The organism is Mycobacterium marinum (assembly GCF_003391395.1).
GTDB lineage: Bacteria > Actinomycetota > Actinomycetes > Mycobacteriales > Mycobacteriaceae > Mycobacterium > Mycobacterium marinum.
Genome location: NZ_CP024190.1, coordinates 2,955,162 through 2,978,304 on the forward strand (window position 1 = coordinate 2,955,162; position 23,143 = coordinate 2,978,304).

Annotated in this window: 16 protein-coding genes; 8 read left to right on the forward strand and 8 right to left on the reverse strand. The window is 66.5% G+C overall.

Going from position 1 to position 23,143, the window contains the following annotated elements; translation table 11 throughout:
* Positions 1–18: 18 nt before the first annotated feature.
* Positions 19–3,348, reverse strand: coding sequence for a serine/threonine-protein kinase (locus CCUG20998_RS12410; protein ID WP_020728851.1), 3,330 nt, complete (start codon positions 3,346–3,348; stop codon positions 19–21).
* Positions 3,349–3,448: 100 nt separating this feature from the next.
* Complete coding sequence (locus CCUG20998_RS12415) at positions 3,449–3,820, reverse strand: SpoIIAA family protein (protein WP_020728852.1); 372 nt, start codon at positions 3,818–3,820, stop codon at positions 3,449–3,451.
* Positions 3,821–4,164: 344 nt separating this feature from the next.
* Here CCUG20998_RS12415 and CCUG20998_RS12420 point away from each other — a divergent pair, with 344 nt between their 5' ends.
* The 5 genes from CCUG20998_RS12420 to CCUG20998_RS12445 all read left to right on the forward strand — a co-directional run bounded on the left by CCUG20998_RS12420 (position 4,165) and on the right by CCUG20998_RS12445 (position 12,294).
* Complete coding sequence (locus CCUG20998_RS12420; RefSeq protein ID WP_020728853.1) at positions 4,165–6,621, forward strand: plasma-membrane proton-efflux P-type ATPase; 2,457 nt, start codon at positions 4,165–4,167, stop codon at positions 6,619–6,621.
* Complete coding sequence (locus tag CCUG20998_RS12425) at positions 6,618–7,985, forward strand: APC family permease (RefSeq protein WP_036455644.1); 1,368 nt, start codon at positions 6,618–6,620, stop codon at positions 7,983–7,985. Before CCUG20998_RS12420 ends, CCUG20998_RS12425 begins: the two co-directional genes overlap by 4 nt.
* A 92-nt stretch (positions 7,986–8,077) precedes the next feature.
* The gene (locus CCUG20998_RS12430; protein WP_036455891.1) at positions 8,078–8,815 is read left to right on the forward strand and encodes a hypothetical protein; all 738 of its coding nucleotides are present in this window, start codon (positions 8,078–8,080) and stop codon (positions 8,813–8,815) included.
* Positions 8,816–9,042: 227 nt separating this feature from the next.
* Positions 9,043–10,869, forward strand: coding sequence for a serine/threonine protein kinase PknE (locus tag CCUG20998_RS12440; RefSeq protein ID WP_020728857.1), 1,827 nt, complete (start codon positions 9,043–9,045; stop codon positions 10,867–10,869).
* A 69-nt stretch (positions 10,870–10,938) separates the two neighbouring features.
* On the forward strand, positions 10,939–12,294 hold the full coding sequence (locus CCUG20998_RS12445) for an acyltransferase family protein (RefSeq protein WP_020728858.1): 1,356 nt from the start codon (positions 10,939–10,941) through the stop codon (positions 12,292–12,294).
* A gap of 9 nt (positions 12,295–12,303) precedes the next feature.
* Here the strand turns inward: CCUG20998_RS12445 and CCUG20998_RS12450 are convergent, their stop codons facing one another.
* Complete coding sequence (locus CCUG20998_RS12450; RefSeq protein ID WP_036455645.1) at positions 12,304–13,800, reverse strand: potassium/proton antiporter; 1,497 nt, start codon at positions 13,798–13,800, stop codon at positions 12,304–12,306.
* A 245-nt stretch (positions 13,801–14,045) separates the two neighbouring features.
* On the opposite strand from CCUG20998_RS12450, the gene CCUG20998_RS12455 reads away from it, so the two are divergent.
* The 3 genes from CCUG20998_RS12455 to CCUG20998_RS12465 all read left to right on the forward strand — a co-directional run bounded on the left by CCUG20998_RS12455 (position 14,046) and on the right by CCUG20998_RS12465 (position 18,886).
* Positions 14,046–14,768 carry a potassium channel family protein gene (locus tag CCUG20998_RS12455; protein WP_020728860.1) on the forward strand — a complete coding sequence of 241 codons (723 nt, stop codon included), beginning with the start codon at positions 14,046–14,048 and terminating at the stop codon, positions 14,766–14,768.
* A 69-nt stretch (positions 14,769–14,837) separates the two neighbouring features.
* On the forward strand, positions 14,838–17,201 hold the full coding sequence (locus CCUG20998_RS12460; RefSeq protein WP_020728861.1) for a Tex family protein: 2,364 nt from the start codon (positions 14,838–14,840) through the stop codon (positions 17,199–17,201).
* A gap of 215 nt (positions 17,202–17,416) precedes the next feature.
* The gene (locus CCUG20998_RS12465; protein WP_011741005.1) at positions 17,417–18,886 is read left to right on the forward strand and encodes a DUF4185 domain-containing protein; all 1,470 of its coding nucleotides are present in this window, start codon (positions 17,417–17,419) and stop codon (positions 18,884–18,886) included.
* 8 nt (positions 18,887–18,894) lie between these two features.
* On the opposite strand, the gene CCUG20998_RS12470 is transcribed toward CCUG20998_RS12465, so the two are convergent.
* From CCUG20998_RS12470 to CCUG20998_RS12485, 5 genes are all read right to left on the reverse strand, one after another.
* A complete protein-coding gene (locus CCUG20998_RS12470; protein WP_020728862.1) occupies positions 18,895–20,019 on the reverse strand; it encodes an FAD-dependent oxidoreductase in 1,125 nt (374 codons plus the stop codon).
* Complete coding sequence (locus tag CCUG20998_RS12475) at positions 20,016–20,903, reverse strand: DUF1295 domain-containing protein (RefSeq protein ID WP_020728863.1); 888 nt, start codon at positions 20,901–20,903, stop codon at positions 20,016–20,018. Before CCUG20998_RS12475 ends, CCUG20998_RS12470 begins: the two co-directional genes overlap by 4 nt.
* Positions 20,904–21,169: 266 nt before the next feature.
* Positions 21,170–21,319, reverse strand: coding sequence for an undecaprenyl diphosphate synthase family protein (locus CCUG20998_RS28920; RefSeq protein ID WP_020728865.1), 150 nt, complete (start codon positions 21,317–21,319; stop codon positions 21,170–21,172).
* A 134-nt stretch (positions 21,320–21,453) separates the two neighbouring features.
* Positions 21,454–21,669, reverse strand: coding sequence for an undecaprenyl diphosphate synthase family protein (locus tag CCUG20998_RS28925; RefSeq protein WP_258035715.1), 216 nt, complete (start codon positions 21,667–21,669; stop codon positions 21,454–21,456).
* A 515-nt stretch (positions 21,670–22,184) separates the two neighbouring features.
* The gene (locus CCUG20998_RS12485) at positions 22,185–23,051 is read right to left on the reverse strand and encodes an NYN domain-containing protein (protein ID WP_020728868.1); all 867 of its coding nucleotides are present in this window, start codon (positions 23,049–23,051) and stop codon (positions 22,185–22,187) included.
* Between the last annotated feature and the right edge of the window lie 92 nt (positions 23,052–23,143).

Consider the following 23,143-nt stretch of genomic DNA (forward strand, 5'->3'; position numbering starts at 1 on the left):
CGAAACTAGGTCCCGAAACTAGGTGAGGCCGGCGTCGACAGCCAGGCGCACCAGCCCCAGCTCGTTGCAGCGTTGTGCGAGGCCGGCCGATTCCGGATCGGGCTGCAGTCCCGCCGCGCGCAGCGTTTCGGCCAGCAATAGCTGAGCGCGCAACGCCGCCCACGGTCGTAGCGTGGCATCAATACCGGTCAACAGATCGCGAGCGCGTCGGTGGGCGTCAACGCGGTCCTGCTCCGAACCGCTGGCCGACAGCAACCGAATGGCGGACGCTTCGTCGAGTTCGTAGGTGAGCGTGACGATTCCGTCGTCACTCGAGTTGTGGCGGGTATCGCGCAGCCGGGCAGAAACCGGCGGCGAGAGGCCGATGCCCAGCCTGACCCGCTCGTGGTTGATCGCCGCTGACAGTCGCGGTAGGTGCAGCTGGTCGGCGACCGCCATCCCAGCCTCCAGCCGCTCCGACGCTGCGGCGCAATCCCCTTGCGCCGCATTGACTCTGGCGCCGGCCACAAACCGCGCTACCAGGTAGTCCACTCCGCCGCCCTCCGGGCCCAGCCGATAGCTCTCGTCGAGTAGGAGCTTGGCTTCGGTCAATTCGCCGACATCGTGCAGCATCTCACCGAGGAAGGCGCCGGCGATCCGCGTCGCGTTGGAGTTCGTTCCGCAACTCTGCGCGATCTCCACAGCTCGCCGGAACTCGGCGACCGCGGTCGCAATATCGAGCGCAAACTTGGCGGCCAAGCCCAGATAGCACTGCGCGTACACGCTGACGAACGGGCCCATCATCTCTCGGTAGGGTGTCGCCCACGCCAAGAGGCGGCGCACTTGGTCGAACTGGAACCGGTAGAGCGCGGCGAACGCCGATACGTTTCCGGCGACCGCGGGCACCCGCGGATGAAACGTTTGCGGCCTCGAGAGTGCCTCGGCGACAAGCGTGTCCACCCGGTCGACGCGGTCGGCGAACGTGTCCGCGACCGCCTGTAGCACATCGGCTTCCACCCGCAGGTCGGCTTGGGTGGCCGGGTCCGCGTGATCGAGCGCCTTCGTGAACAGATTGAGCGCGGCGTCGGCGGGCACCTTGCGTTGCAGCAGGATGTTCGCCCAAGCGATGGCCAGTTGCAGCCGCTCCCGGGAGACGATCAGCCGTGGCGGCAGCTTCTTGACGATCTCGAGCAAGGTCGTCATCTTGGACTGTTCGAGCAGGTTGGTTTCGTCATCCTCGACGAAGTCGACGGCAAGAGCGGGATCGCCGGCGGCCAACGCGTGCTTGACGGCATCGTGGAGCCTGTCGTGTTCTTTGAGCCACAGCGCCGCGGTGCGGTGCAGCTGCGCGACCCGCTGCGGATCGTCGCGCTCGAGCCGGCGGCGCAGAAACTCGGCGAACATCTGGTGGTAGTGAAACCAGCCCGGTTCGCCGTCGACCGGCTGCAGAAACAGGCCACGCTGGGCGACCTGCTCCAGCAACGCTTGGCCCCGGGGCACCTGCGCCAGGGCCGAAGCCAGATCCGCGCATATTCGCTCGGGGATCGAGGTGGCCAGGACGAAATCGACGATCTCGGGTTCCAGTGAGGCCAAGACATTCTCGGCGAGGAACTCACCGATCACCTCGCTGGTGCCGCAGAGCTTGCCGACCAGCGTCGACGCGTCGGCGCCGCCTCGCACGGACAGCCCGGCCAGCTGCAGCCCGGCGGCCCAGCCATCGGTTGACTCGGTAAGCGCGGCCACATCGTTGCCGGTCAGCGATAACCCACCGAGGCTGTCGAAGAATGACGTCGCCTCGCCGGAGTCGAAACGCAAAGCCGCCGAGTCGACCTCGACCAGCTCATCGGCCAGTCGCAGTCTGCTCAACGGCAGTCCCGTCCGGGACCAGCTGGTGACGATGATCTGCAGGTGATGGCACCCGTGTTCGAGCAGAAAACTCAGGGCGGCGATGGTTTGGCTGTCGGACACGCGCTGCCAATCGTCGACGATCAGGGTGGTCGGCTCGTCGGCGTCGTGCAGGGCGTCGATGATCGACGTCAGTAGGTAGCGGCTCCCGTCATCGCCGTGCTCCTCGAGTACGTGGTCCAGTGACTCGGCTACCTTCGGATGCACCCGCCGGATCGACTCCAGCAGATGCGCCAGAAACCAGACGGGGTTGTTGTCGTCATCGTCGATCGTCAGCCACGCGACCGCGACGCCCGCGCGCACCAGTTCTTCGCGCCACTGGGCGGCCAGCGTGCTCTTGCCGTACCCCGAGGGCGCGTAGATCAGAATGAGCCGACGCCGGCCGGCCGCGCTGAGCGCGTCGGTCAACCGCCGACGGCTGACCCGCGACCGGGCGGGAACCTGGGGACGATACTTGGTCGCTGGGGTGGGCGGTGCCGGGGTGGCATGGGTGTCGTGTCCGTACGTCGACCGGGCGGTGGCCAGATCGCTGCGGGGCGCCCCCAACTCGACTGGGTGCGCCATATCGTCGACGGCGACGCCATGCTCACGCTGAACTCGGCGAAGTTGCTCACCAAACGCGGCGGCACTGTCGGGACGATCCGCGGGATCGCGCGCCATCGCCTTTTCGATCACCGAGGCCACGTCGGCCGGCAGGCCTTCCTCACGCAGATTCGGGATCGGTTGCGAGGTGATCCGCAGAAACTGGGCCACCACCTTTTCACCGCGGCGGCGCTCGAAGGCGGCATGACCGGTGATGGCGGAAAACAGTGTCGCACCAAGTGAATACACATCCGACTGCGGCGTCGGCGGTGCACCCTCGAGCACCTCGGGGGCGGTGAAAGCCGGGGAACCCGTGATCACCCCCGTCGAGGTCTGGAAACCTCCGGCGATCCGGGCGATGCCGAAGTCGGTGAGTTGCGGCTCGCCGTAATCGGAGATCAGGATGTTTCCCGGTTTGACGTCACGATGCAGCGTGCCTACCCGGTGCGCGGCTTCCAAGGCGCCAGCCACCTTGACCCCGAGCCGTACCACCTCGCCCCAGTCCAGCGGCCCGTTGCGCCGGACCAGCGCTTCCAGCGAGTCGTTCTGGTGATACGGCATTACCAGGAACGGACGGCCGGTCGCGGTGGTACCGACTTCGAGGATGGTGACGATGTGCGGGTGCCCGGACAATCGGCCCATCGCGCGTTGTTCACGCAGGAACCGATCGAGGTTGTCCGGATCGAGGTCAGCGGTCAAGACCTTGACCGCGACGGTGCGATCCAGGGACGGCTGGGAGGCGCGATAGACGATGCCGAAGCCACCGCGTCCGACTTCGGCGACGTTCTCGAATCCGGCATCGATGAGCTCGCCGGGGATACCCGAAATGCCACCCCGCTGGGCAGGGTGTGCCTGCGTTGTGTACGGAGCATCCTCAGCCATCGATGGTCACCATCCCTCGCTGAAACACCACCGTAACGCCCAGTCGCTCGGGTGCACAGGCCCTTTGCTCCAGCGCGCCCGAACGGCGTTGAGCGTGGGTCTAGGCGGATTCTGCGCTGACCCAGGCGCGGGCTTCCTCGGCTTGCGTCGGCGTGAAGGTGCGCAGCTCGCCGGGCATCAGGAACCCGACGAATTTCACTGTCTGCTTGATCCATTCGATGTCGGTGACCACGGCAAACCGCTCCCAGCGGAGGAAGTGGCTGAATCCCAGCTTGGTGTCCTCCCACATGGCTCCAGGGTCAAAGCCGCCGAAATCCGAACCGATTTCGTAGTAGATGCGCACCTTGTCGTGGTTGAGTAGCCGCTTCTCGATATCGGGGATGACCACCGTCTCGTAGTCGTCCTTGGTGACATGCCCGTGACACACGAATGCCGCTACCTCGTCAGGAAAATCCGTCAATACCTCAATCATGCTGTCCTCCTCGTCGAGTGACTCGCACCCGTCCGGCCGGGCGCGCCGGTGGATGCAATGTCGACGCTATCCGGTGCGTGGTAGCCGAGTCAGGAGCAAATAGTCCCGACTTGACGAGGTCTTCTTCCTCCAGGCCGACTTCGAATCCCGCCAAACCGGCACGACGGTCGGCTGTTTGGTGTGTCGAAGCCCAGGCGGGCGCGGCTCGGCGTGACGGATGGCCGACATCGGTGTGGAATGGAGTCATTCGGCCCTGTTGCGGCGCGCAACGGCGATGCGAGCGTGGGTTCAACAGATTGTGCGGTCGTGGGGCGGTGTGAAAACCGAGGTGGGAGGTGCGAGGGGTGACGGAGGCCACCGACGAACTGACGACACTGTCATTGGGACAGCTGCTCGATGAATTGGACAGCTCTGCACAAGGTTTGACCGCGACCGAGGCGTCACAGCGATTGCAGCGTTACGGCGCCAACGAGATAGCCGAGCAGCGGCGCAACCCGGTGCTGGTTTTCCTCGGATATTTCTGGGCCCCGATCCCATGGATGATCGAGGCGGCGCTGGTGCTGTCGCTGGCGGCTCGGCACTGGACCGATGCCGCGATCATCGCGGGGCTGCTGATGATGAACGGCGGGGTGGCCTTCGTCGAAGAACATCAGGCGGCCAACGCAATCGCCGCGCTCAAGCAACGACTCGCCGCTTCGGCTCGGGTGCTGCGGGACCGCGCGTGGGTGACCGTTGCGTTGCGGGAGCTGGTACCGGGCGACGTGGTGCGGGTCCGGCTTGGCGATGTGGTGCCCGCCGACGTGCGGGTACTCGATGACGTGACGCTCGAGGTGGACCAATCGGCCCTGACCGGTGAATCGCTCGCCGTGTCGCGCGGGCAGGGGCAGGTCTTGTATTCGGGCTCGGTACTGGTGCGCGGCGAAGCCGACGCGGTGGTCTATGCGACCGGCGCCGCCTCATATTTCGGGCGCACCACCGCGCTGGTCGGTGAGGCGGGTACGGTCAGCCACTTTCAGCGGGCGGTGCTGCGTATCGGCAACTATCTGATCGTGCTGGCCGCGGCGCTGGTGGCGTTGACGGTGGCGGTCTCGCTGATCCGCGGCAACGCGGTGCTCGAGACACTGGAGTTCGCGCTCGTGGTGACCATCGCCTCGGTGCCGGTGGCATTGCCGGCGGTGCTGTCGGTGACCATGGCGGTCGGTGCCCGCAAGTTGGCCCGGCACCAGGCGGTGGTCAGCCATCTGCCCGCGGTCGAGGAACTCGGCGGTGTCGACCTGCTGTGCTCGGACAAGACCGGCACTCTTACCCAGAACCGGCTGGCGTTGACGGCCCAGTGGACGGCACCAGGTGTCGACAACCACGATCTACTCGGGGTTGCCGCCATGGCTTCGCGCTCCGAGAACAACGACGCCATCGATCTGGCCGTGCTGGCCGCCGCGGGTGCGCCGCCCGAAGTGCACGTGCAGGGGTTCACCCCGTTCGACCCGGTGAGCAAGCGCACCGAAGCCGCCATCGAGGACTCAGACGGGCGGCGATTCCGGGTGAGCAAAGGAGCACCGCAGATCATCGCCGCGTTGTGCGGGCAAGACGGGGCCAGCAGCCAGGTCAGCGATGTGGTTGACGGATTCGCCAGCCGCGGGTACCGCTCTCTTGGCGTGGCCCGCACCGATGGCGACCAGACCTGGAGGCTGCTGGGAGTGCTGGCGCTGGCCGACCCCCCGCGTGCTGACTCCGCCGAGACCATCGCTGCGGCAAGGGAACTGGGTGTCGAAGTCAAAATGGTCACCGGTGACCAGGTGGCGATCGGCCGCGAAATCGCCGGTCAGGTGGGGCTGGGGGAGAAGATCCTGGACGCGGGCACGCTCGACAGCGCCGTTGACGACGACGAGTTGACAGTTCGGGTGGAAGCCGCCGACGGGTTCGCCCAGGTGTTTCCCGAACACAAGTACCGCATCGTGCGTCTGCTTCAGGGGCGCGGGCACATCGTGGGCATGACCGGTGACGGTGTCAACGACGCCCCCGCGCTCAAACAGGCCGACGCCGGCATCGCCGTTGCCGGGGCCACCGACGCCGCCCGCGCCGCCGCCGACGTCGTGTTGCTGGCCGAAGGGCTGTCGGTGATCGTGCACGCGATCCGCCAAGCCCGCGAGATCTTCGCCCGGATGACCAACTACGCCACATACCGCATCGCCGAGACGATCCGGGTGCTGCTGTTGATCACTCTGGCGATCGTCTTCATGAACTTCTTCCCGGTCACCGCGGTCATGATCGTGTTCCTGGCGCTGCTCAACGACGGCGCGATCTTGGCCATCGCCTACGACCACGTCCGGGGCGCGAACCGGCCCGCCGCCTGGGACATGCGCAGCGTGCTCACCATCGCCACCGCGCTGGGCATCATGGGGGTCGCCGAAACCTTCCTGCTCCTGGCGCTGGCCAAACAGGTCTTTGGGCTGGATCAGGACCTGATCCGCACGCTGATCTTCCTCAAGCTGTCGGTATCGGGCCATCTGACCGTGTTCGTCACCCGCACCCGGCATGCGTTCTGGTCCAAGCCCGCGCCGGCACCCATACTGTTGATCGCGGTCATCGGCACTCAGACCGTCGCCACCCTGATCGCCGTCTACGGTGCGCTCATGACACCGCTGGGCTGGCGTTGGGCCGCACTGGTGTGGGCATACGCGCTGTTCTGGTTCCTCATCGAAGACCGGGTCAAGCTGGTCACCCACTACTGGCTCGACCGCCACGTGCGTCCCGAGCGAACCCCCGGGCGCCCGAGTCTTGTTCGAAACGCTGACAAGTGACGGCGCCGGCGTCGCCCCCGGCCAAGGGCAGCAGACCTGCCCCGGCGGGGCGCCAACGCGCAAGTGGACAACATGAGGGGGGTGAGCTTGGGGTCAGCGCGCTGGTGTCGATCGGTATCGGCGGCATGGTTGGTGGCGGGATCTTCTCGGTTCTGGGGTTGACCGTGCAGATCGCCGACGCGGGCGCCTACCTGTCTTTCGTAGCCGGCGGCGTGATCGCGGCTCTGACCGGACGGTCCTATTCGTTGCTGTCGGTGCGGATTCGCAGCCGCGGTGGCACCGCGTTCTTCCTGGACAAGTGCTTCGGCACCGCGATCGGTGGGCCACTGAACGTGCTGCTGTGGCTGAGCTATTTCGTCATGTTGGGGCTGTACGCGGTGGCCTTCGGCAGCTACGGGGCGGTGTTGCTGGGAGCCGACCCGGACGGGCCCTGGCGCCGCGTCCTGGCCAGCGCAGTGGTGGTGGCGTTCGCCGCGTTGAACCTGGCCGGCGCGCAGATCGTGGGCCGGGCCGAGTCATTTCTGGTGTACGGCAAGCTCGCGATCCTGCTGCTGTTCTGTGTGGCGGGGCTGGCCTTCGTCGACGGCAGCCGTGTCTCGCCCGCCCACTATCCCTCCTTCGGGGTGATCGTCTACGCCGGTGCATTGATCTTCTTGGGGTACGAGGGTTTTGAGCTGATCGCAAACGCCGCCGAGGACGCCCGGAATCCACGTCGCAGTCTGCCGTTGGCATACCTCATCTCGATCGGCGTGGTGATCGTTCTGTACGTGCTCGTGGCGTTCGTCGCGGTCGGCAATCTCGATGTCGCGCAAATCGATCACGACCGCGACTACGCGCTGGCCGCCGCGGCACGCCCGTTCCTGGGCTCCGCCGGCTTCGAACTGATCGGGATCGCCGCGGTGATTTCCACGGCCAGCGCGATCAACGCAACCCTCTACGGCACAGGAAAATTCACCTACCTGATGGCCCGCAATGGAGAACTGCCGGCCGCCCTGGGAAAGCCGGTGTGGGATCGGCCCATCGGCGGCCTGCTGGCCACGACCGCCGGCACCCTGGTCGTGGTGAATGCCGTTGACATCGAAGGCATCAGCCTGATGGGATCGGCCGGATTTCTGCTCATCTTCGCTGCCGTCAACCTGGCGGTGCTGCGACTACGCATCACGCGCCTGACCCGCGTGCTGGCCGTCACGGGTGCGGTGGCCTGCGTCGCGTCTTTCGCGGCAATGACGGTCTATGCGGCCGCGACGACGCCCGCTCACCTTTGGGTGTTGGGCGGGTTCTTGGCCGGTGCGATTGTCGTGGAAGGCCTGGTTCGATTGCGCGGGCGGCATGTGAGTCATCCGCCGATGCGGCCCGAGCACTGATCGTCTTTTGCTGACCCGATCCGTGGCCGCCGGAAATGGTGTTCGATTACACCGATGAGCATCGACCAGGCCCCAGCGCGGAGCCGCGTGTGATGAGCGCCCTGTTGGACGAGGTGCTAGACGCGCATGGGGGTCTTACCCGCTGGCGCAACGCCGCAACCATCCACGCTCGGGTGCGCACGGGAGGCCTGCTGCTGCGGACCCGCGTCCCCGGAAATCGGCTAGCCGACTACCGCATCACGGTCACCGTTGCGCGGCAGCGGGTGGTCTTGGACCCATTCCCGCGCGGCGGGCAACGCGGTGTCTTCGAGCGCCCGCAGGTGCGGATCGAAAGCGACGACGGCCAGATCCTGAGTTCACGAACGAACGCGCGCGCGGCGTTCTTCGGTCGCTCGGGCCTGCGGCGGAACATCCGTTGGGATCCGCTGGATTCGGTCTACTTCGCCGGCTACGCGATGTGGAACTACCTCACCACCCCTTACCTTTTGACGCGCGAAGGCGTCGAGGTCAGCGAGGCGCAACCGTGGCAGCAAGGGGACCAGACGTGGCGCCGGCTCAGGGCCAGCTTCCCGGCGACCATCGACACCCACTCACCCCGGCAGACCTTCTACTTCGATGGTGACGGTCAGCTGCGCCGCCATGACTATGTACCCGAGGTGATCGGACACTGGGCACGGGCCGCCCACTATTGCGTCGAACCGATCGAGGCCGACGGGCTGGTGTTCCCGACGCGTCGGTGGGTCCACCCGATCGGGCTCCGAAATCGCTCGCTGCCCTTCCCGACGTTGGTCTCGATCCAATTGGCTGATGTGCACGTCGACACCGAGTAGTTCGGGCGTCGGGCACCGCGGTTAGCGCGCAGACGTATGGGTGCGGGTGCGGGGGGTCATCGAGGGGGCGGTCTTCTCGCCATTCACCGCGCCCCGGCAATGCCGAAACGATTAGCCTTATGCCTACACACCACCGCGTACTCGTATCCGGCGCGGTCAATGCCCAGGAGCGAGGGGACGCTTCGAATCGGTTTGCGGCGTGCGGAAGGCGGGGTGAGGAGTCGGCGATGAGTGACGCGACCGCGGATTCGCGGGAGGGTTCGCAATTCGGTCCGTATCGGTTGCGGCGGATAGTCGGCCGCGGTGCCATGGGCGACGTCTATGAGGCCGAGGACACCGTGCGTGAGCGAGTTGTGGCGCTCAAACTCATGTCGGAGACGCTGTCGAACGACCCGGTGTTCCGTACCCGTATGCAGCGCGAGGCTCGTACCGCGGGGCGGCTGCAGGAACCGCACGTGGTGCCGATCCACGACTACGGCGAGATCGATGGCCAGCTGTACGTGGACATGCGACTGATCGACGGCAAGGACCTGGCGGCCATGCTGAAGCGGTACGGCCCGCTGCCCCCGCCGCGGGCGGTGGCCATCACGCGCCAGATCGGTTCCGCCCTCGACGCCGCGCACGCCGCCGGGGTGACCCACCGTGACGTCAAACCGGAAAACATCCTGGTCAGCCGCGACGATTTCGCCTATCTCGTGGATTTCGGCATCGCCAGCGCTACCTCGGACGAGAAGCTCACCCAACTGGGCAACACCGTGGGAACGCTCTACTACATGGCCCCCGAAAGATTCAGCAGCGGGGATGTGACCTACCGGGCCGACATCTATGCGCTGGCGTGTGTGCTGTACGAGTGTTTGACGGGCTCTCCGCCCTATCGAGGTGACCAGCTCAGCGTGATGGGCGCGCACCTCAGCCAGCCGATTCCACGGCCGAGCGCCGCGCGACCGGGCATTCCGGCGGGTTTCGACAACGTGATCGCCCGTGGCATGGCCAAGGACCCGGCGGACCGGTATGCCACCTGCGGGGACCTGTCCGAGGCCGCCTACGCGGCGCTGGCCACACCCGACCAGGATCGGGCCACCGACATCTTGCAGCGCAGCCAGGTGGCACAGCTGCCAGCCGGATTCGCGAGTACCCCGCCCGGCGGTTTTGCGCCCAGCTCGCCGGCGGTGCCGGTTCCCGGGTCCGCGCCAAGCACCGGATGGCCGGCGCCGTCGGTTCCCGGCACGCCGGTTGCACCCAGCGCACCCGTGCCGACGCCGTGGGCCGGCGTTCCAGGCTGGGGCGTGGGACACACCGGAACCACCGGTGCGCCGCCCTGGGGGCAACCGCCGCCGCAGCCCACCGGTGCGGCCAAGACCTGGCCCTGGATCGCCGCGGCCGTCGCCGTGGTGGTGGTCATCGCGGGTGTGCTGGGTGTAGTCATTGCGCACCCTTGGCGCTCGCCGGGGCCGCCGACGGCAAGCGCCCCGCCTCCGCCGCCGCCAGATGCGGTGCAGCTTCGGGTGCTCAATGACGGCGTGTTCATCGGCAGCTCCGCGGCGACAACCACCATCGACATCTTCAATGAGCCCATCTGCCCGCCCTGCGGTGCGTTCATCAGGTCATATGCCAGCGACATCGACGCGGCGGTGGCCAACAAGAAGCTGGCGGTGCGTTATCACCTGCTCAACTTCCTCGACGAACAGTCGCACACCAAGACGTACTCGACTCGAGCGGTGGCGGCCAGCTACTGCGTCGCGGCTCAGGACGATCCCAAGGTCTACACCGACTTCTATGCCGCCCTGTTCGCCAGCGACTTTCAGCCCCAGGAGGGCGCCGCATCAGATCGCACCGACGCCGAACTGGCCCATCTGGCGCAAACCGTCGGCGCCAACGGCACCGCGACCAGCTGCATCAAAGCGGGAAACGACATGGGTACCGCCCGAACCAAGGCGGCGGCCGCTGATGCGACGTTGTCCGAACTGAACGCCAGCGGGACGCCCTTCGTCTGGGACGGGAGCAAGTCCATCGATCTGCAGAATCCGAGCTGGCTGAGCAAGCTGATCGGATAGTTCCAGCACCTCGGGAAACGCGTAGTCCTACTCATTCGCCCCGGCCCGCGGCTACGCATGCTTGGTTGCATGCGAAAAAAGTCGCTTACCCCTGACCCCGCCGCGCTCGCCAGGTCCACCCCGCCCGGGCGGGACCGTGCTGTCGACGTCGCACGACTGAGCGCCCTGGTGGTGGTGATGTTCGGGCACTGCGCGCTGCTGCTGGCCACCATCGACTCCCATGGGGTGCGCATCGGCAACCTGCTCGGCGAGCTTCCAGCGTTGACCCCGTTGACCTGGCTGGTTCAAGTCATGCCGTTGTTCTTCCTGGCCGGCGGCGCGGCGGGCGCATACGGTTGGCATCCGACCGAGCCCGCCGTGCCCTGGGGCGCCTGGCTATTGACTCGGGCGCAGCGGCTGTGTCGGCCGGTGTTCTGGTATCTCGCGGCGTGGACGGGTGCCCTGGTTGTGGTGCGCGCGACGCTGGGTGCGCAGTCCGCGGCCGGACTCGGGCGAGAATGCGTCGCGCTGTTGTGGTTCCTCGGTGTCTATCTGGTGGTCCTTGCCTTCGTGCCCGCCTTGACGCGACTGCGGACGGGGTATGGGATCGCCGCCGTCTCGGTGACCCTGCTGGTGCTGGCCGCCGCGGTAGATCAGATTCGTTTGGCGGTGGGCACCGTCGAATCGGGGGCCGCAAATTTCTTGATCGTGTGGCTGATCCCCGTGGCGCTCGGTGTGGGCTACGCGCGCCGGCTGATCGGCCCGCGCGCAGCCCTGGTCGCCGCCGTCGCCGCGTTCGCCGCACAGCTGCGCCTGGCAGGCACCGGCGTCTACGACGTGTCGCTGGTCGTGACCGGAGCCGACCGGATGTCGAACGTGGCGCCACCGACACTGCTGCTCGCGCTGCACTGCACCTGGATGTCCTGCGCGTTCGTTGCGGCCGCGGCAGTCATCCGGCGCTGGGCGGCACGGCCGCGGGTCTGGCAGCTGGTCGCGATGGGCAATGGGGGAGCCATGACGCTGTACTTGTGGCATATCCCGGCCATCGCTGTGGCCGCCTTTGTGTTGCATGCGGTCGGGCTGGACGCTTTCGACGTGCACACACCCTGGTTCTGGGGCCTGCTGGCGCTGCGCGCCGTGGTGTTCACCCTCGTCATGGCGGCGACGTTTTGGCTGCTGTCTCCGCTCGAACATCGCCGGCTGCCTTGGTGGGACGAACCGGTGCGTGCCGTCGGTGCCCGTGCCAGCGCCGCCGGTTTGCTGGTGTGTGGCGCCGGTGTCGCCCTGCTGTTGGTGGCCAAGAACGGGCTCAGCGGCGCGCCCGGGTGGGCATCGCTGGGGTGTTTCCTGGTGGCGTTGGTGGCGGCGCGGGCCATCACGGGCCCGCCGTCCGGGGCGGGCGAGGCTGAGCGTGCACCGGCGGCGGTGCCGCATCGGGTCGGCTAGGCCGCGCGGTCAGTCCGGCTCGCCGTACTCGTCGAACCAGTACGCGAGTTTGCCCCGCCGGCTCACGGCACGAAGCCGGGATTCGGCTGCGGCGCGGGTCTTGCTGGTCGTCACGATGAGCAGTTCGTCGCCACGCTGGATCCGTGTGTCGGGCATTGGCACGAACGTGTGCCCTTTCCGGATGATCAGGGTGATCACGGCTGGATCGGGGAGCCGCAGTTCGAGCACGGTGACGTTGTGCAGCCGCGACGGCGGTTGCACGGTCATCGTCACCAGCTCCGCGTCGAGCACGTCCAACGGCGCCGCTTCGACCTGGATCTCCCGGGTGGCTTCGCGCGATATCAGCCCTAGCAGATGAGCGATCGGGCGCAGGCTCGGGCCCTGTACCAGGGTGAACACCACGACCAGCATGAACACGATGTTGAGCAGGCGGTAGCTGTCGGGAACGCCCGCGACGATCGGAAAGGTGGCCAACACGATAGGAACCGCTCCACGCAGCCCGGCCCAGGATAAAAAGACCTGGTCGCGCCACGGGATGCGAAAGCCGGACAGCGAGAGCACGACCGACAGTGGTCGGGCGACCAGCAACAACAGCAGACCGACGACGATCGCCGCGATCAGGTCGTGGATCACCTCGATCGGTTCGACCAGCAGCCCGAGCAGCACGAACAGGCCGATCTGCGCCAGCCAGCCGACTCCTTCGGCGAACGACCGGGTGGCCGAGCGGTGCGGCAGTCCGGTGTTGGCCAACACCACCGCGGCCAGGTATGCGGCGATGAATCCGCTGGCATGGCTCTCGCCGGCGGCCGCGAACGCGACCAGCCCCAGCCCAAACGTGGCAATCGGGTACAGGCCCGAGGCGGGCAGCGCGATGCGCCGCAACGTGAACGCGCCGAGATATCCGATTGCCAGTCCGATCGCGGCCCCGACGACCAATTCGAAGACCAGGGCTTCGAGGGCGGCTGCTGGCTTGAACGCGAAGGGCACCTCACTGAACATGAGCACCAAAATCACCGCGGGCGCGTCGTTGAAGCCGGATTCGGCCTCGAGCAGTCCGGCCACTCGCCGGGGCAGGGGCAGGACTCGCAAGACCGAGAACACCGCCGCGGCGTCGGTCGAGGAAACGATGGCCCCCAATAACAGCGCGGCCTGCCAGCTGACGCCCAGTACCAGGTGCACCCCGAGCGCGGTCACGACCATGCTGACCATCACCCCGACGGTGGCCAGCGTGGCCGCCGGCGCCAGGACTTTGCGGATATCGCTGAATCGGGTGGTCAAACCGCCCTCGACCAGGATCAGTGCCAGCGCGGCCGTGCCCATGTTTCGGGCGAGTTCCACATCGTCGAACCGCAGTCCGAACCCATCCTCGCCCACGATGACGCCGACCAGCAGGAACAGCAGCATGCTGGGAAAACCCACCCGCGTTGCCAGCCGGGTACCGGCGATGCTGGCCAGCAGCACGAAGCCGCCGATCAGCATGGCCAGGTACAGCTGCTGCAAGCTCATTGTTCCCGTCCCGATGTGTCTCGGCGGCGTGTTGGTTCTGCGTCGGATTTCGTCGTTTTGCATGGTTATGCGTCGCTGAGCGCGCTACGCCCGGTTGGGGTTGCGAGCAGGCGGCGACCTAGCAGCGACACAGGTGTGTTGCCAGTACATAGATACCAGCTAGTCGAAGCCGCAGGCCGCTCGGTGTGTACCGGGTGAAGGTCTCGGCCCGGATACGACAAGATGGCTAGGTGCCGGTTGTAAGGATGCGGGTCGGGATTGCGGGTGCGGGAAAAGTCGGTCGTTCGGTTGCCCAGGAGCTGCTCGACGGCGGCCACAAGGTGCTGTTGATAGAACGCGAACGCGACGACTTCGAGCCGAATTCGGTTCCCGCGGCGGATTGGCTACACGGTGATGCGTGTGAGTTGTCGACCTTGCAGGAGGCGGGTGCGCAGACCTGCGACGTGGTGATCGCCGCCACCGGAGACGACAAGGCCAATCTGGTGGTGGGTTTGCTGGCCAAGACCGAATTCGGAGTGCCCAGAGTAGTGGCGCGGATCAACGACCTCCGCAACGAGTGGTTGTTCGGCCAGGCCTGGGGCATCGACGTGGCGGTGTCGACCCCGGGTGCCATGGTCGCCGGGATCGAGGGGGCCATCGATGTGGGCCACCTGGTTCGCATGATGGGGCTGCGTGAGGGCCTGGCGGCGCTGACCAAACTGACCCTGCCCAGCGACAATCCGCTGGTCGGTAAGCGGGTATCGGAGTTGGAACTGCCCAGCAACACGGCGCTGGTCAGCGTGCTGCGCGGTGATGCGGTGCGGGTGCCGCAGCCCGATGACACGCTCGAACCCGGCGATGAGCTGCTATTCATTGCCGACAGCTTTCTGGAGCGCTCGGTATGGGCCGCCGTGTACAGCACGATGCCATCGCGCGCGCCGCTCGGGCTGGCGGGGCGGCCGTCGGGCCTGCGCAATCGGCGCGGTTGAGGGTCGGCGCGCGGCGCGCCATGCCCGGTTGCCGGGCGGTGTCGCACGGCTTCGGTAGGGTCCATCCGCGTGAATCCAAGCGTCGCCACCAAGTCTGTAAACGCCCGTCTCGCTGAGGAACTGGCCATCGCGGAGGCCCAGGTGGTCGCCGCTGTCAGGTTGCTCGATGACGGCGCAACCGTCCCGTTCATCGCCCGCTATCGCAAGGAGGCGACCGGCAGCCTCGATGATGGGCAACTGCGCACCCTCGAGGAGCGCCTGCGCTACCTGCGGGAGCTTGACGAGCGCCGCGCCGCGGTGCTGGCCTCCATCGAGGAACAAGGCAAGCTGACCGACGAGCTGCGGGCCACCCTGATGGCCGCCGACACCAAGGCGCGGGTCGAGGACATCTACCTGCCCTACAAGCCCAAGCGCCGGACCAAGGCCCAGATCGCTCGTGAGGCCGGTCTGGAGCCCCTGGCGGACCGGCTGCTGTCGGACCCGACGCTGGCCCCGGAGTCCGCGGCCGCGGAGTTCATCAGCGACGACGTCGCCGACGCCGCGGCGGCCCTGGAGGGGGCGCGGCACATTCTGGTCGAGCGGGCCGCCGAGGACGCCGAGCTGGTCGGCGCGATTCGCGAGAAGTTTTGGTCGGACGCTTCGCTGCAGACGGCTCCCTGGTCCGCCGACGTCGTCACGACCGCTGCGGCCCAGAAATTTCGGGATTACTTCGAGTTTTCCGAGCCGCTACACACCATGCCGTCACATCGGGTGCTCGCGGTGCTACGCGGCGAAAAGGAAAAGGTCCTTTCACTCAATTTCGACTGTGGCGAGGACAGCCCGTATGAGGCGATGGTCGCGGCAACCCTGGACATCGACCTATCCGCAAAGGCCGCGGCGACCCCGTGGCTGGCCGCCACGGTGAGTTTCGCGTGGCGCATCCGGCTGATCTCGTCGGCGACCATCGACGCGCGGGTCCGACTGCGACAGCGCGCCGAGGTGGACGCCGTCTCGGTCTTCGCGAAGAACCTCAAGGACCTGCTGCTCGCCGCCCCGGCTGGCGCACGAACGACCCTCGGCCTTGATCCCGGCTTCCGGACGGGCGTGAAAGTGGCCGTCGTCGACGGGACCGGCAAAGTGGTGGACACCTGTGCCATTTATCCGCACCAGCCGCAGCGGCAGTGGGACACGGCCAAGGCGACCCTGGCCGCGCTGATCGCCCGGCACCGGGTCGACCTGATCGCCATCGGCAACGGCACCGCCTCGCGCGAGACGGATGCCCTGGCGACCGAACTGATCAGCGACATCCGTGGTGCCGGGGCGACACCACCGGCCAAGGCCGTGGTGAGTGAGGCCGGGGCGTCGGTGTATTCGGCGTCGGCCTATGCGGCTCACGAGCTACCCGAACTGGATGTCACCCTGCGGGGTGCGGTGTCGATCGCCCGGCGGCTGCAGGACCCGCTGGCCGAATTGGTGAAGATCGAGCCGAAGTCGATCGGGGTGGGCCAGTATCAACACGACGTGACGCCGGGGATTCTCGCGCGCAGCCTTGACGCCGTGGTCGAGGACGCGGTCAATGCGGTGGGCGTCGACCTCAACACGGCGTCGGTGCCGCTGCTGGCGCGGGTGTCCGGGGTCTCCGAATCCTTGGCCGAGGCCATCGTGGCCTACCGCGACAACACCGGTCCGTTCCATAACCGCCGCGCGCTGCTGGAGGTTCCGCGGCTGGGCCCGAAAGCCTTCGAGCAATGCGCCGGCTTTCTTCGGATCCGCGACGGCGAAGATCCCCTCGATGCTTCCGGGGTTCATCCCGAGGCTTACCCCGTCGTCCGGCGCATTCTGGACCGCACCGGGGTTGCGCTGGCCGAGATCATCGGCGACGAACGGTCGTTGCGATCACTGCGGCCAGCGGATTTCGCCGATGACCGATTTGGCGTCCCGACCGTGACCGACATCCTCGCCGAACTCGAAAAGCCGGGGCGCGATCCGCGACCGGCCTTCATCACCGCCACATTTGCCGCCGGTGTCGAGAAGGTGGCCGATCTCAAGGTGGGCATGGTTCTCGAGGGTGTGGTGACCAACGTCGCCGCGTTCGGGGCTTTTGTGGACGTCGGTGTGCACCAGGATGGCTTGGTGCATGTCTCGGCGATGGCTGAGCGCTTCGTGTCCGATCCGCACGAGGTCGTGCGGTCCGGACAGGTGGTGCGGGTCAAGGTCGTCGACGTGGACGTGGAGCGCCAGCGCATCGGGCTGAGCCTGCGGCTGAACGACGAGCCCCAGCGTGACCGGGCCAACCGCGCCGACCGCGCCCCGAAGCCCCGTGGCGGCGCTGACAGCAAACTCCGGCGTGACCAGCGAAATCCGCACCATGCCAAGGGGGCTGGTCGCCGGGATAGCAGCTCATCCGGAAGCTCCATGGCCCAGGCATTGCGCGACGCCGGCTTCGGGAAGTAGCCGCGACGGCGGCGCCACCGCGACCAGATGGGCCGGGCCGGTCGTGATCGCATCCGACCAGGGCCGGCGTCGGGGAGTGGAGCAAATGCGTTGCGACACGGTTACAGACGGGTACCTATCGGGGGATCGATGATCACAAAAGCCCCATAGATCACTATCGTCACTTCAGCCTACTGCGGACGTCAACGTGATGTTCGGGCGCTGGAAGGTGTTACATGTCGACGATTCATCGACTCGTGTCGTTATCGGTGGCGTCGGCGGCCGCATTCGGGTTCATCGGTGCGGTGGGTCTCGCGCCCATGGCTTCCGCCGTGCCCTGCAGCGGCGATGCAGCGAATGCGCCGCCACCGGCGAACGCGGTGGTGACCGCGCCGTCATCGAAGACCCTCGGCCCGATGACGCGGGGGCTGCGGCCGCGGGGCGCCAACGAGCGTGCGCCCCTGCCCAAGCTGGGCCCCTTGTCACGACTGCTCAATCCGGGTGCTCGGCGCTCCGCACCGGTGCAACAGCAGGCTGCGGTACCGGCGCCGGCGCCGCCCAACCCGGCCAACCAGGCTCCCAATGCCACCCAGATCGCTCCCGATGCGGCGCCCATCCCGGCCCCGGCCCCGCCGCCACCTCCTGATGGGTCGGATGCCGGTGGGGCACTTGGCGGTGCGACGACGTCGCTGGCGGAATGGGTGACCGGACCGGACAGCCCCAACAAGACCCTCGAGCGATTCGGCATCTCTGGCACCGATCTGGGCATCCTGTGGGATAACGGCGATCCCGCCAACCATCAGGTGCTGATGGCCTTCGGTGACACCTTTGGCTATTGCGCTGTCCGCGAGCATCAATGGCGATACAACACGCTGTTCCGCAGTCAGGACCGTAACCTGGCCGACGGACTGCACGTGACTCCCGGCGATCCAGTCAACCGGTACTCCGGTTCGCCGATCAGCCAGCCGGGCTTTTCCAAGCAGATCATCAGCAGCATCAAGTGGGCGCCAGACGAGACGGGGATCATTCCGACGTCAGGCATCGCCGTGGGCAAGACCCAATATGTCAGCTTCATGTCCATCCGGGACTGGGGCCGCGACGGTGAGTGGACGACGAACTACTCGGGCATCGCGGTTTCCAAAGACAATGGCCAGAACTGGGGAGTTTTCCCGGGGACCATCCGCGCGTCCGGGCCCGATAGCGGACGAGTGCGGTTCGTCCCGGGCAATGAGAACTTCCAGATGGGGGCATTCGTCAAGGCCAACGATGGCTACCTCTACTCGTTTGGCACCCCACCGGGGCGTGGCGGTTCGGCCTACCTGGCGCGCGTCCCGCAGCGTTTCGTGCCCGATCTCACCAAATACCAATATTGGAACGGTGATTCGAATTCGTGGGTGGCGGGAAAGCCGGGTGCGGCCACACCGGTCATCCCGGGCCCGGTGGGTGAAATGTCGGCTCAATACAACACCTACCTCAAGCAGTACCTGGTGATGTACACCAACGGTGGCAACGACGTGGTGGCTCGCACCGCCCCGACTCCGCAAGGCCCCTGGAGCCCGGAGCAGATGCTAGTCTCGTCGTGGCAGATGCCCGGCGGCATCTACGCACCGATGATGCACCCGTGGTCCACCGGCAAGGATGTGTACTTCAACCTGTCGTTGTGGTCGGCATACAACGTGATGTTGATGCACACGGAACTGGCATAGCAGGGGGATCAGGTCAACGGGCGGTTCTTGCGCACTCCCCGGTACATGCCCCAACGGACCACAACCGGCATCACCACCCGGTGCACCGACCAGGACGGAAGGCGCAGCGAATGGCCGCTGGGCAGAAAGACTTCCAGCCCGTCGGGCTGGATGCCCAATAGCGAACCCCAGCGCCGCCGCGGCGCCCGATACGAGCGCAGCGGTTTTCCGGTGAACTCGGCGCGAATGTTGTTCGCCACCAAGGCATCGCCGCGATTTCGTGCCGAGCTGCGCAGCGGATCGCTGGCAGCCACGTCGCCGACCGCGAATACGTCGCGCCGGCCGGGGACCCGCAACTGCGGGGTCACGCGGACGAAACCATGATCATCGAGTAGCTGCTCGGGCAGCCAGCCGGTGTTGGGTCGTACCTTCCCGATCGCCCACAGCACGGCATCGGCGTGGGCCTCGGGTTGTCCGGTGGTCCACCGCACCGGTGCATTGGTGATCTCATCGCCGGTGAACCCGTCGGGGGTCACCGCGCGGTGGCCGGGATGAAGACCCACGCCCAGTCCGGTCAGCCGGCCGCGGATGCGCTGCCAGGCCCGGGGATGATAGGCCGTCAACGGGCGTTCTCCCGGGAAAAAGAGGTCAATCCGCTTGTCTGGCCAGGTGGTTGCCATGTTGACGGCGCTGCTCACCGCCGCCGCGCCGCCGCCGATGACGATCACCGATGCGGCGGCGGCCAACCTGTGGTGTGCGGCCTGCAGCTCGGCGCCGATGTCGGCCGGCGACTGCAATGTCGGCCGACGCCAGAAGCCGTTGCTGACCCCGGTCGAGATCACCAGGGCGTCATAGGCTTCGGCGAATGTCGTGCCATCATCGCAGCGGACCAATACGGATCTGGCGGCAAGGTCGACGCCGGTCAGTTCGGCCTGGATCGTGTGTACCCGGTCCAGACGCCGGAACTTGTCGAACGCAATCCAGTAGTCGCGGGCCCAATCCTGCGGGCGGGTGAGCCGCACGCCGAGCTCCTGGCCGCTCACCAGGGCGGGTTTGGCCGAGATCCCCACCACGTCATAATGGCGGGACAGCCGGATGGCGATCAGCACTCCCACATCACCGAGCCCGGCGACGACAATGCGCTTGCGGTTCATCTCATCGATCGCCGGGGCGGTCTGGGCACAAAGCGCGGCACTCGATCGACTACGTCGCGATATTGCGGGCGCCGTTGCAGATTGCGCGTTTCCATCATCGGAATGCTGGCGCCCAGGAACATGGCAAGCATCGCGCCCGCACCGGCGAACAACCACCACGCGTCCGATGGGGAAGCGGACACGCCGAACAAGGCCAAAGCAAACCAAAAGCCGAATTCCCCGAAGTAGTTGGGATGCCTCGACCAACTCCACAACCCATGGTCCATGACCGCACCGGGGCGCCGGTCGCGGACGAATGCGTGCAGTTGACGGTCCGCCAGGAATTCGAAGGCCACCGCTGCCAGACCCACCGCGAAGGCGACGATTGTCAGCCAGCGAACGCCGGGGCCGGCGCGGGTGATGCTGACATAGGCGGGCAACATGCCCGCGAATACTTGCACGGTGGGTATGAGGTGTATCGCCACCAGATCGCCGACGAATTCCCAGCGGCCAGCACGCTGCCGCAGCAGGGGGTAGCGCCAGTCCTCGTGGGGTAGCCCCGCAAATCCGCGGACCCAGTTCGCCGTCAGGCGCACCGCCCACACCCAGATCACGATGGTGATCAGCCAGCAGCGCAATCGATCAGCCGACGATCCAGCGTGAGCCCACCAATACAGCGCCAGCAGCGGTGGGACGACACTCCAGTACGCGTCATAGAAGCTCGAGTTGCGGTAGGCGCGGCTGAAGGCGAACACCACCAGGGTGGCGAGCACGTCGGCCGCCAACGTGTCCAGCCATAGCCGTCCGGTGGTCGGCCCCCACGCCAGCCAGGCGGCGCCCACCCCGCCTGCGACGACGTAGGCGCCGCTGATGATCGTCAATGATCGTCGTTTGGAGGTGGTCATTGGCGGGCGAAGCCGTTGGCACGCATCAACGCGCGCCTGCATGATGGGCAATTCACTTCGGCTGCTCCACTTTTCACCGACCGCCTGCCGGCGTGTGACGGACTGCGCCGGCCAGCCGGTGTCGCGTCACCGCCGGGCGAACTGTAACACGTTCTATTGATGCCCCGGTGAGTCGCACCTCGGTGGAGTAGCAATCGGTGTCGGGGCGGTTTCTGCCCGCGTGCGGGTGAGAAGCCTGCGCCGGCCGTTGGTGTGGCGGCAGGCGGCTACGGGCCGGGCTCCGCTTGAGCGTCGGGCGTTGAGGCGCTCTGCTCGCGGTGTGCGGTTCCTGGCGTGCGGACGCGCTTTCCGAACTCGACGAGCGCGTTCTCCAGGTGCTCGCGAGTGAAATCCGGCCACAGTTCATCGAGGAACAACAGTTCGGAGTAGGCCGATTGCCAGAGAAAGCCGCTGGACAGTCGGCGGTCCCCCCGATCCGGATGACGAGGTCCGGATCTTGCATCTCGGGCGCGTAGAGCAGCCGGTGGAACGCCTCCACGCCACCGCCGGTCTAGCGCTCTGCGGCATCTAGCACCTCCTGGCGGCCGCCATAGTTGAGCACGACGAACAGCGTCATGCGGTCGTTGTGGGCTGTTGCGGCCTCGGCGCGATCGATCGCGTCAAGCACGTTGTGCGGTAGGCCACCGTAGAGCGAGAACTGCGTGAGACCCAGTTCGCAGGCATCGCGGAGGCGCTTGGCTGCCCAACGTCCGTTACCGTGGGACACACAGCCACATTGAGCGGAAATCGTCTAGCTGTCACATCCGAGCGGTCCTTGGTATCTGCATGAATGCCGGTCTGTGGATCCGACAATTGCATGCGAAGCAAGTGATCGATTGTGGCCGATAATATCCGACGCAGCAGCCGGCATCGCGGCGGTATTCGGTTCTAGTTCCAGCATGCGGTCGCAGCGTTGTATCGCTGAGATTGTGCGCTGGAGTTCGGCCCGCACGGGCGATCGCCGGTCCAGATCCGCGGGCGTCAACGTCTCGCCGAGTCCCCGTCTACCTGGCGTTATTCGGGTCGTCCTGGCGATGACCGAATGTGTCGCGATCATCGCATTGATCCTATTCACCTCGGTGTGCGCTGCGATTTGACGGAGGCGTGGGAATGCTCTCGTTCGCAATCTCGGCCCTTCTTCGCCGGCATTGTTGCCCCGCGACTTGTCCGGCCACAACATGGCCGGCGGCGGAGCGGTTTTGCACCCGGAACTCCGCGCGAGGCGTACGTGCTGGGCACCCGTTAGGAATCGGCCTCGATGTGGAGTCGAACCAGTCGCGTGGTGCTGCTTTCGTCGAGATCCACCAGGTCGCTGCGGGAGCGCAGGAAATCGCTGAATGACTTGAAGCCGAGAGATTTTTCGCTGAACGATGGATCCATTCGCTTCATCTGCGCCTTGACCGCAGAATTGTGCAGCCATTCGGCATCGTCCTTCTCCTGCCCGATGCGAAGGGCGCGCTCGAGCAGCCCGGTGGCGGCGGTTTGTGCGTCCAGTGGTGTCGGCTCGTCGCGATCGGCGGCGTTCGACCGACGGCTGCGCTTCTTGGCCGCGGGTGCGGGCAGGGTAGGTATCCCGGGAAGGGCGTCGTAGGTGACGAACTCGTCGCAGGCGGCGGCCAGCGACCCGCTGCTGGCGCCCGCCACGCCGATCCCCACGACGTAGCGTCCTAAGCGCTTGCAGCGCTGGGCAAGAGCGATGTAATCCGAGTCGCCGCCAACGATCACCACGTGCGTCAGATCGGGTAGCCGAAACATGTCCTCGACCGCATCGACGGCTAGTCGAATGTCGGCCCCGTTCTTGCCATAGGAGGCGGCTGGGAACAGTTGGACCAGGTCAACCGCGCGGCCCACCAACTGGCCGTGATAGCCAGCATTGACGTCGGCGGACCAGTCCGCGTAGGCACGGGTGAGGACCAGGGTGCCGAACGAGGAGGCGAAGTCGATGATCGCACCCAAATCGACGGTCGCCAGCTGCAATCGTTCTTGTTCCAGGCCCTTGGACTTGTCCCGGTGGAACGTGTTTCGGCCGTGGACTTGCTCGTAGCGCGAGATCACGATGTTGTCGAAGTCGAAATAGACCGCGACGCGAGATGCGCTGGTTTCGGTCATCTAGCCGGCGTCGTCGTCTGTGACTCGGGCAAGTCTGCTGCTGAGAGTTTTGCAACCATCCGGCTATCGTGCCCCTCGAAGTGCGACGCCAT

Bases quoted from the DNA above. Each gene is read 5' to 3' on its own strand.
- CCUG20998_RS12410 (WP_020728851.1), bottom strand. From the start codon at position 3,348: ATGGCTGAGGATGCTCCGTACACAACGCAGGCACACCCTGCCCAGCGG.
- CCUG20998_RS12415 (WP_020728852.1), bottom strand. From the start codon at position 3,820: ATGATTGAGGTATTGACGGATTTTCCTGACGAGGTAGCGGCATTCGTG.
- CCUG20998_RS12430 (WP_036455891.1), top strand. From the start codon at position 8,078: ATGAGCGCCCTGTTGGACGAGGTGCTAGACGCGCATGGGGGTCTTACC.
- CCUG20998_RS12440 (WP_020728857.1), top strand. From the start codon at position 9,043: ATGAGTGACGCGACCGCGGATTCGCGGGAGGGTTCGCAATTCGGTCCG.
- CCUG20998_RS12445 (WP_020728858.1), top strand. From the start codon at position 10,939: ATGCGAAAAAAGTCGCTTACCCCTGACCCCGCCGCGCTCGCCAGGTCC.
- CCUG20998_RS12450 (WP_036455645.1), bottom strand. From the start codon at position 13,800: ATGAGCTTGCAGCAGCTGTACCTGGCCATGCTGATCGGCGGCTTCGTG.
- CCUG20998_RS12455 (WP_020728860.1), top strand. From the start codon at position 14,046: ATGCGGGTCGGGATTGCGGGTGCGGGAAAAGTCGGTCGTTCGGTTGCC.
- CCUG20998_RS12465 (WP_011741005.1), top strand. From the start codon at position 17,417: ATGTCGACGATTCATCGACTCGTGTCGTTATCGGTGGCGTCGGCGGCC.
- CCUG20998_RS12470 (WP_020728862.1), bottom strand. From the start codon at position 20,019: ATGAACCGCAAGCGCATTGTCGTCGCCGGGCTCGGTGATGTGGGAGTG.
- CCUG20998_RS12475 (WP_020728863.1), bottom strand. From the start codon at position 20,903: ATGACCACCTCCAAACGACGATCATTGACGATCATCAGCGGCGCCTAC.
- CCUG20998_RS12485 (WP_020728868.1), bottom strand. From the start codon at position 23,051: ATGACCGAAACCAGCGCATCTCGCGTCGCGGTCTATTTCGACTTCGAC.